Annotated in this window: 5 protein-coding genes and 1 pseudogene; 4 read left to right on the top strand and 2 right to left on the bottom strand. The window is 61.8% G+C overall.

What is annotated here, in order from left to right; translation table 11 throughout:
- Together PQQ96_RS41330 and PQQ96_RS41325 are read right to left on the bottom strand one after the other, a co-directional pair.
- A pseudogene (locus PQQ96_RS41330) lies at positions 1–87 on the bottom strand (NAD(P) transhydrogenase subunit alpha); the annotation flags it as partial.
- 12 nt (positions 88–99) lie between these two features.
- Positions 100–1,242: a Re/Si-specific NAD(P)(+) transhydrogenase subunit alpha gene (locus tag PQQ96_RS41325; protein WP_408303076.1), complete on the bottom strand. Its 1,143-nt coding sequence runs from the start codon at positions 1,240–1,242 to the stop codon at positions 100–102.
- 188 nt (positions 1,243–1,430) lie between these two features.
- Here PQQ96_RS41325 and PQQ96_RS41320 point away from each other — a divergent pair, with 188 nt between their 5' ends.
- From PQQ96_RS41320 to PQQ96_RS41305, 4 genes are all read left to right on the top strand, one after another.
- Positions 1,431–1,913: an NUDIX hydrolase gene (locus tag PQQ96_RS41320; RefSeq protein ID WP_408303074.1), complete on the top strand. Its 483-nt coding sequence runs from the start codon at positions 1,431–1,433 to the stop codon at positions 1,911–1,913.
- A gap of 134 nt (positions 1,914–2,047) precedes the next feature.
- The gene (mnmA, locus tag PQQ96_RS41315) at positions 2,048–3,217 is read left to right on the top strand and encodes a tRNA 2-thiouridine(34) synthase MnmA (RefSeq protein ID WP_408303072.1); all 1,170 of its coding nucleotides are present in this window, start codon (positions 2,048–2,050) and stop codon (positions 3,215–3,217) included.
- 240 nt (positions 3,218–3,457) lie between these two features.
- Positions 3,458–5,068, top strand: a complete 1,611-nt coding sequence (locus PQQ96_RS41310; RefSeq protein ID WP_408303070.1) for an FMN-binding glutamate synthase family protein — start codon at positions 3,458–3,460, stop codon at positions 5,066–5,068.
- 160 nt (positions 5,069–5,228) lie between these two features.
- Positions 5,229–6,035, top strand: a complete 807-nt coding sequence (locus tag PQQ96_RS41305; RefSeq protein WP_408303068.1) for an FkbM family methyltransferase — start codon at positions 5,229–5,231, stop codon at positions 6,033–6,035.
- Positions 6,036–6,168 lie beyond the last annotated feature (133 nt).

Here is a 6,168-nt window from a genome sequence, read left to right as displayed (position 1 = left end):
TGTGACGTTCCAGACGACGTGGTAGCCGACGTAGATCGCCAGCACGAAAATGATCAGGTTGATGACGGTGTGGTTGATGACTTCCATCGCCGCTCTCCTCTAAGCTTTACGCGCGACTTCGCCGTCACGGGCCAGCAGCGTGGCCGCGACGATGTCGTCTGCGAGATCGATGTTCAGGGCGCCTTCCTTGGTGATGATCAGCTTCAGGAAGTCGAGCAGGTTGCGCGCGTATAAGGACGACGCGTCGGCAGGCACCATCGAAGCCAGATTCGTATAGCCGACGATCTGCACGCCGTTTCGGGTGACGACCTGGTCCGCTTCAGTCAACGGGCAATTGCCGCCGCGCCGGCCTTCGTACTCGGCGCCGCGCCCAGCAGCCAGGTCCACCAGCACGGAGCCGGGTTTCATCGCCTGCACGGTTTCCACCGAGATCAGCGTCGGTGCGGCCCGGCCTGGGATCAAGGCGGTCGAGATGACGATATCGGCCTGTTTGGCGCGTTCGTGGACCAGCGCCGACTGACGTGTCAGCCACGAAGGCGGCATTGGCCGCGCATAACCGCCGACGCCCTGCGCGGCTTCACGCTCCTCATCGGTTTCGTACGGGACATCGAGAAACTTCGCGCCGAGCGATTCGATCTGCTCCTTGACCGCCGGACGCACGTCGGACGCCTCGATTACCGCGCCGAGGCGCTTGGCGGTCGCGATCGCCTGCAGACCCGCCACACCCGCGCCGAGAATCAGCACACGCGCCGCTTTCACGGTGCCCGCGGCGGTCATCAGCATCGGCATAAAACGCGGATAGAGCGTGGCCGCCAGCAGCACCGCCTTGTACCCGGCGATGTTCGCCTGCGACGACAGCACGTCGAGGCTCTGCGCGCGGGTGGTGCGCGGCGCGGCTTCCAGAGCGAACGCGGTGACGCCCGCAGCCGCCAGTTTTGATGAGTTTTCGGTATTAAACGGATCGAGCATGCCGACCAGCGTCGCGCCGCGCTTCAGAAACGGCAATTCGGCATCGGTCGGAGACTGCACCTTGAGGACGAGATCGGCCCCAAAAGCAGTAGCCGCGTCGACGATTTCCGCGCCGGCGGCTGTAAAGGCTTCGTCAGGAAAGCTCGCGCCGGTGCCGGCGCCGCTCTGGATCGTGACCCGGTGGCCCTGGGTCACGTACTTCTTGACCGTTTCGGGCGTCGCGGCGACGCGGGTTTCGTGCGCGCGCGTCTCGGCTGGCACTCCGATGTGCATCTTTGCTCCTCCTCGACTTCCTGTTTTACGACAGACCTGCCGACGAGGCACGCCGGCTTGCAAGTGCAACGGCTAACGGCGTCACTTTAACCGAAACCTGGGGGTGCGCATAAATCGGGGACAATCCGGGGGGGCTTGATCGCCCGCTTCCCGGCAGCCCAGGCCCATAACCGGTAAAATGCGCACCCATGAAACCGGAAACTTGGCTGCCGCACGTCACCGTTGCGGCCATCGTCGAGCGCGACGGGCGTTTTCTCGTGGTCGAGGAACATACCGCCGACGGCCTGCGCCTGAATCAGCCCGCCGGCCATCTGGAAGCGGGCGAAACGCTTCTGGAAGCGGTCATCCGCGAAACGCTAGAAGAAACCGCCCATCCGTTCACGCCCGAGGCGCTGGTCGGCATGTATATGACGCATTTCGAGCGGCCCGGCAGTGAGGGCGTGACGTATCTGCGCTTCACCTATTGCGGCACGAGCGGCGCAGCGGATCTGGAGCGCGCGCTCGATCCCGACATTGTCCGCACGCTGTGGATGAGCGCCGATGAATTGCGCGCGTGCCCTGAGCGGCATCGCACCCCGCTCGTCATGCAATGTCTCGACGATTACCTCGCGGGGCGGCGTTTCCCGCTCGACTTCGTGCATACGCATTCGGTCGGGCACAAGCAGGCGTAAATAGACGTAAGCGGGCATAGCCAGGCCTCACCCGTCATAAACAGGCCTGAATCGTCATGAGTGGCCAACCAGGCGGCCGGGCAACACGGTCCACCCACGATCAATGAAGTCACGCAGTACCCAGTGAGCACCTTATGAGCAAGCAGAAAGTCGTAGTAGGCATGTCGGGCGGCGTCGATTCGTCGGTTACCGCGTGGCTGCTGAAGGAACAGGGCTACGACGTGGTCGGCCTGTTCATGAAGAACTGGGAAGACGACGACGACAGCGAGTACTGCTCGACGCGGCAGGACTGGATCGACGTCGTCTCGGTGGCGGACCTGATCGGTATCGACGTCGAAGCCGTCAACTTCGCCGCCGAGTACAAAGATCGCGTGTTTGCCGAATTCCTGCGCGAATACTCCGCCGGCCGCACGCCGAATCCGGACGTGTTGTGCAACGCCGAAATCAAGTTCAAGGCCTTCCTCGACCACGCCATGTCGCTCGGCGCGGAAACCATCGCGACCGGCCACTATGCGCGCGTGCGTGAGAACAACGGCCGCTTCGAACTGTTGAAGGCCCTGGATCATACGAAGGATCAGTCGTACTTCCTGCATCGCCTGAATCAGGCGCAGTTGTCGAAAACGCTGTTTCCTTTGGGCGAGATCCCGAAAACCAAAGTCCGCGAGATCGCCGAACAGATCGCGCTGCCGAATGCGAAGAAGAAAGACTCGACCGGCATCTGCTTTATCGGCGAACGGCCGTTCCGCGATTTCCTGAACCGCTATCTGCCGACCCAACCCGGTCCGATGAAAACCACCGACGGCAAAGTGGTCGGCGAACACATTGGCCTCGCGTTCTACACCTTCGGGCAGCGCAAAGGCATCGGCCTCGGCGGCAGCAAGGACGGCAGCGGCGAGCCGTGGTTCGTCGCCGGTAAGGATATTGCGTCGAACACGCTGTATGTCGCGCAAGGCCACGACCATCCGTGGCTGCTCAGCCATACGTTGAGCGCGGGCAATACGAGCTGGGTGGCGGGCGAGCCGCCGGCCGACGGTTTCGCGTGCGGCGCGAAAACCCGTTACCGGCAAGCGGATGCACCGTGCACGTTCAGCGCGGGTGCAACTGCGGCTGCAAGCGCGGCGGGTGTCGGTGAAGGCCTCTTCGAACTGAATTTCGACGCCGCCCAATGGGCTGTCACACCCGGGCAATCTGCGGTGCTCTACGATGGCGACGTGTGTCTCGGCGGCGGCATCATCGAACACGCGGTGACCGGGCAGCCCACGGCGCGCCAGCCGCAAAAGGCAGCGTTGCTAACCGCCCGTTGATCCATGGGTTTTATCGTGCGGCAACGCCTGGTGTCGCCGCACCCCGCTTCACCTTCCATGCCTCACCTGCATGTCTCACCTTCAAGCTTCAGACTTCACGCTTCACCCACGCGTTTCACCTTTGAGCCGCAGCTAGCTTCACCATAACAAGCAGTTGTTCGTTTCCTTCGCGACGGATTCCGTCTGCGCCGACAGCGTCGACGATCCCTCCGCGACGATCTTCACTGCACTGGAGTCCCCATGTTTTCTCGACGTTATCTGGCGATGTGGTGCGCGGTTGCTCTGCTCGCAGTCTGTGCGGTGCTGGCCGCGACGCATCACATTTCGTGGTTCTGGATCATCGTCCCGGTAGTGCTCGTCGCGCTCGGCCTGTTCGACCTCACGCAGCAACACCACGCGATTCTGCGTAACTATCCGCTGTGGGGCCACTTCCGCTTCCTGTTCGAATTCATTCGCCCGGAGATCCGCCAGTATTTCGTCGAAGACGATACCGACGAGAAACCGTTCTCGCGCGCGCAACGCAGCATCGTCTATCAGCGCGCGAAGAACGACGTGGATAGCCGCCCGTACGGCACCGAACTCGACGTCAAAGCTGTCGCGCACGAATGGATCAGCCACTCGCTCGCGCCGACCAAAGTCGACAACCACGACTTCCGTGTCGTCGTCGGGCCCGACCGCGCAAAGCCTTATTCGATGTCGATCTTCAACGTCTCAGCGATGAGCTTCGGCTCGTTGTCGGCGAACGCGATCATGGCGCTGAACCTCGGCGCGAAGAAAGGCAACTTCGCGCACGACACGGGCGAAGGCTCGATGTCGAAATACCACCGCGAGCATGGCGGCGACATCATCTGGGAAATCGCTTCCGGTTATTTCGGCTGCCGTAACGACGACGGCACCTTCAGCGCGGAGAAGTTCGCCAAGCAGGCCGCCGAGCCGCAAGTGAAGATGATCGAGGTGAAGCTCTCGCAAGGCGCGAAGCCCGGTCACGGCGGCGTGCTGCCGGCCGCGAAGATCACGCCCGAGATTGCGGAGACGCGCGGCGTGCCGATGGGGCGCGATTGCATCTCGCCCGCTACCCACTCCGAATTCTCGTCGCCACGCGGCCTGCTCGAATTCGTCGACCGTTTGCGCACGCTGTCCGGCGGCAAGCCGACCGGGTTCAAGCTGTGCATCGGGCATCCTTGGGAATTCTTCGGCATTGCGAAGGCGATGCTGGAGACAGGGATTCTGCCGGACTTCATCGTAGTCGACGGCGCGGAAGGCGGCACGGGCGCGGCGCCGCTGGAGTTCACCGATCACGTCGGCGTGCCGCTGCAGGAAGGCCTGCTGCTGGTGCACAACACACTGGTCGGCATTGGCTTGCGTCAACGCATCCGCATCGGCGCGAGCGGCAAGATGATTACCGCTTTCGACATCACGAAGACGCTCGCGATCGGCGCGGATTGGGTCAATGCGGCGCGAGGCTTCATGTTCGCGGTCGGTTGCATTCAGGCACAGACCTGCCACACCGGCCGCTGCCCGACCGGCGTCGCGACGCAGGACCCGGTGCGTCAGCGCGCGCTGGTTGTACCGGACAAGGCCGACCGCGTGTTCAACTTCCATCACAACACACTGCATGCGTTGAAGGAAATCATTCAGGCCACGGGGCTCAAGCATCCGTCGGAACTGCGCGCGCATCACATCGTGAGGCGTGTCTCGTCGCATGAGGTGCGGTTGATGTCCGAACTGTTGAAGTATCTCGAGCCGAACGATCTGCTGAACGGCAACTATCGCTACACGCTGTACGAGAAATATTGGCCTATGGCGCAAAGCGATTCGTTTGCGCCAAAGATCGAACTGGCCGCGACCTGATCTGACTGCGATGACGATCGGCTGACGGGCTGATCGTCTCGGAGCCTTAGGTTTTGGCGGCGAATTTTTGCAGAAAAATAAGAATCCTTAAGAGCCCGTCTTATATACAAGGACAGCGGCGAACCGTACATTTGCGTGGTCTTTTTTCCGCTCAATGTCCATGGTCACGCCCTCTTCTGTTCCGCTACCGCTCGGCGAGCACACGCAACTCGTCCAGACCCGTCATGGCTGGATGCTCGCCAATCCGAACGACTTCTATCTCGGCCGCGCACTCATCGAATACGGTGAATGCAGCGAGCTCGAATCTGCCGTGTTGAGACAGTTACTGGTGCAGCCGGGCATCGTCGTGGAAGTCGGCGCGAATATCGGCGTGCATACGATCATGCTGGCGCGCGAAGCGCAGGTGCGCCGTCAGGTGCTCGTTGCGTTCGAGCCGCAGCCGGTGATCTTTCAGAACCTCTGTGCGAATCTCGCGGCCAATGGTGTGCGCAACGTGCTGGCGTGGCCGTATGCGTGTGGGGCGACTGCAGGGACGCTACATTTTGAGCGACCCGACTATGACGCGCCAGGCAACTTCGGCGGCGTGTCGATGCAAACGGAGGCTGCGGCGACTACGCTTCCGGTTCCGTGCGTGCGGCTGGACGATGTGCTGCGCTCGCATACGGTGGGGCTGCTGAAGCTCGACGTGGAAGGGTTCGAGTTGAACGCGCTGCTAGGGGCGGAGGAAACGATTGCCCGCTCGCGGCCCGTGATTTATGTGGAGAACGACCGGCTCGATCAGTCGCAGGCGTTGATCGAGTGGTTGTGGTCGAAGGAATACCGGATGTGGTGGCACTTGCCGCCTTTGTTTTTAACCCGGGCAATTTCTTTGATCGCATGGAGAATATCTACGGCAAGTTGGTGTCGTGCAATATGCTCGCGCTACCGCGGGAACTGGAGATGGAAATTGATGGGTTTGTCGAGGTAACGGATTCGGCAACGCATGCGCTGATGAGTTTGAGCAGTTAGCCGACGGGACACTTCCCGAGACGTTAAACGACAAAGGGCCGCCTGAAGCGGCCTTTTGTCGTTTGAAGAACCCGCCCAGGTCTCGTCCGACC

Origin of the sequence: Paraburkholderia sediminicola (assembly GCF_046027825.1) — a bacterium.
GTDB classification, from domain to species: domain Bacteria; phylum Pseudomonadota; class Gammaproteobacteria; order Burkholderiales; family Burkholderiaceae; genus Paraburkholderia; species Paraburkholderia sediminicola_D.
This window is presented reverse-complemented; position numbering and strand designations above follow the sequence as displayed.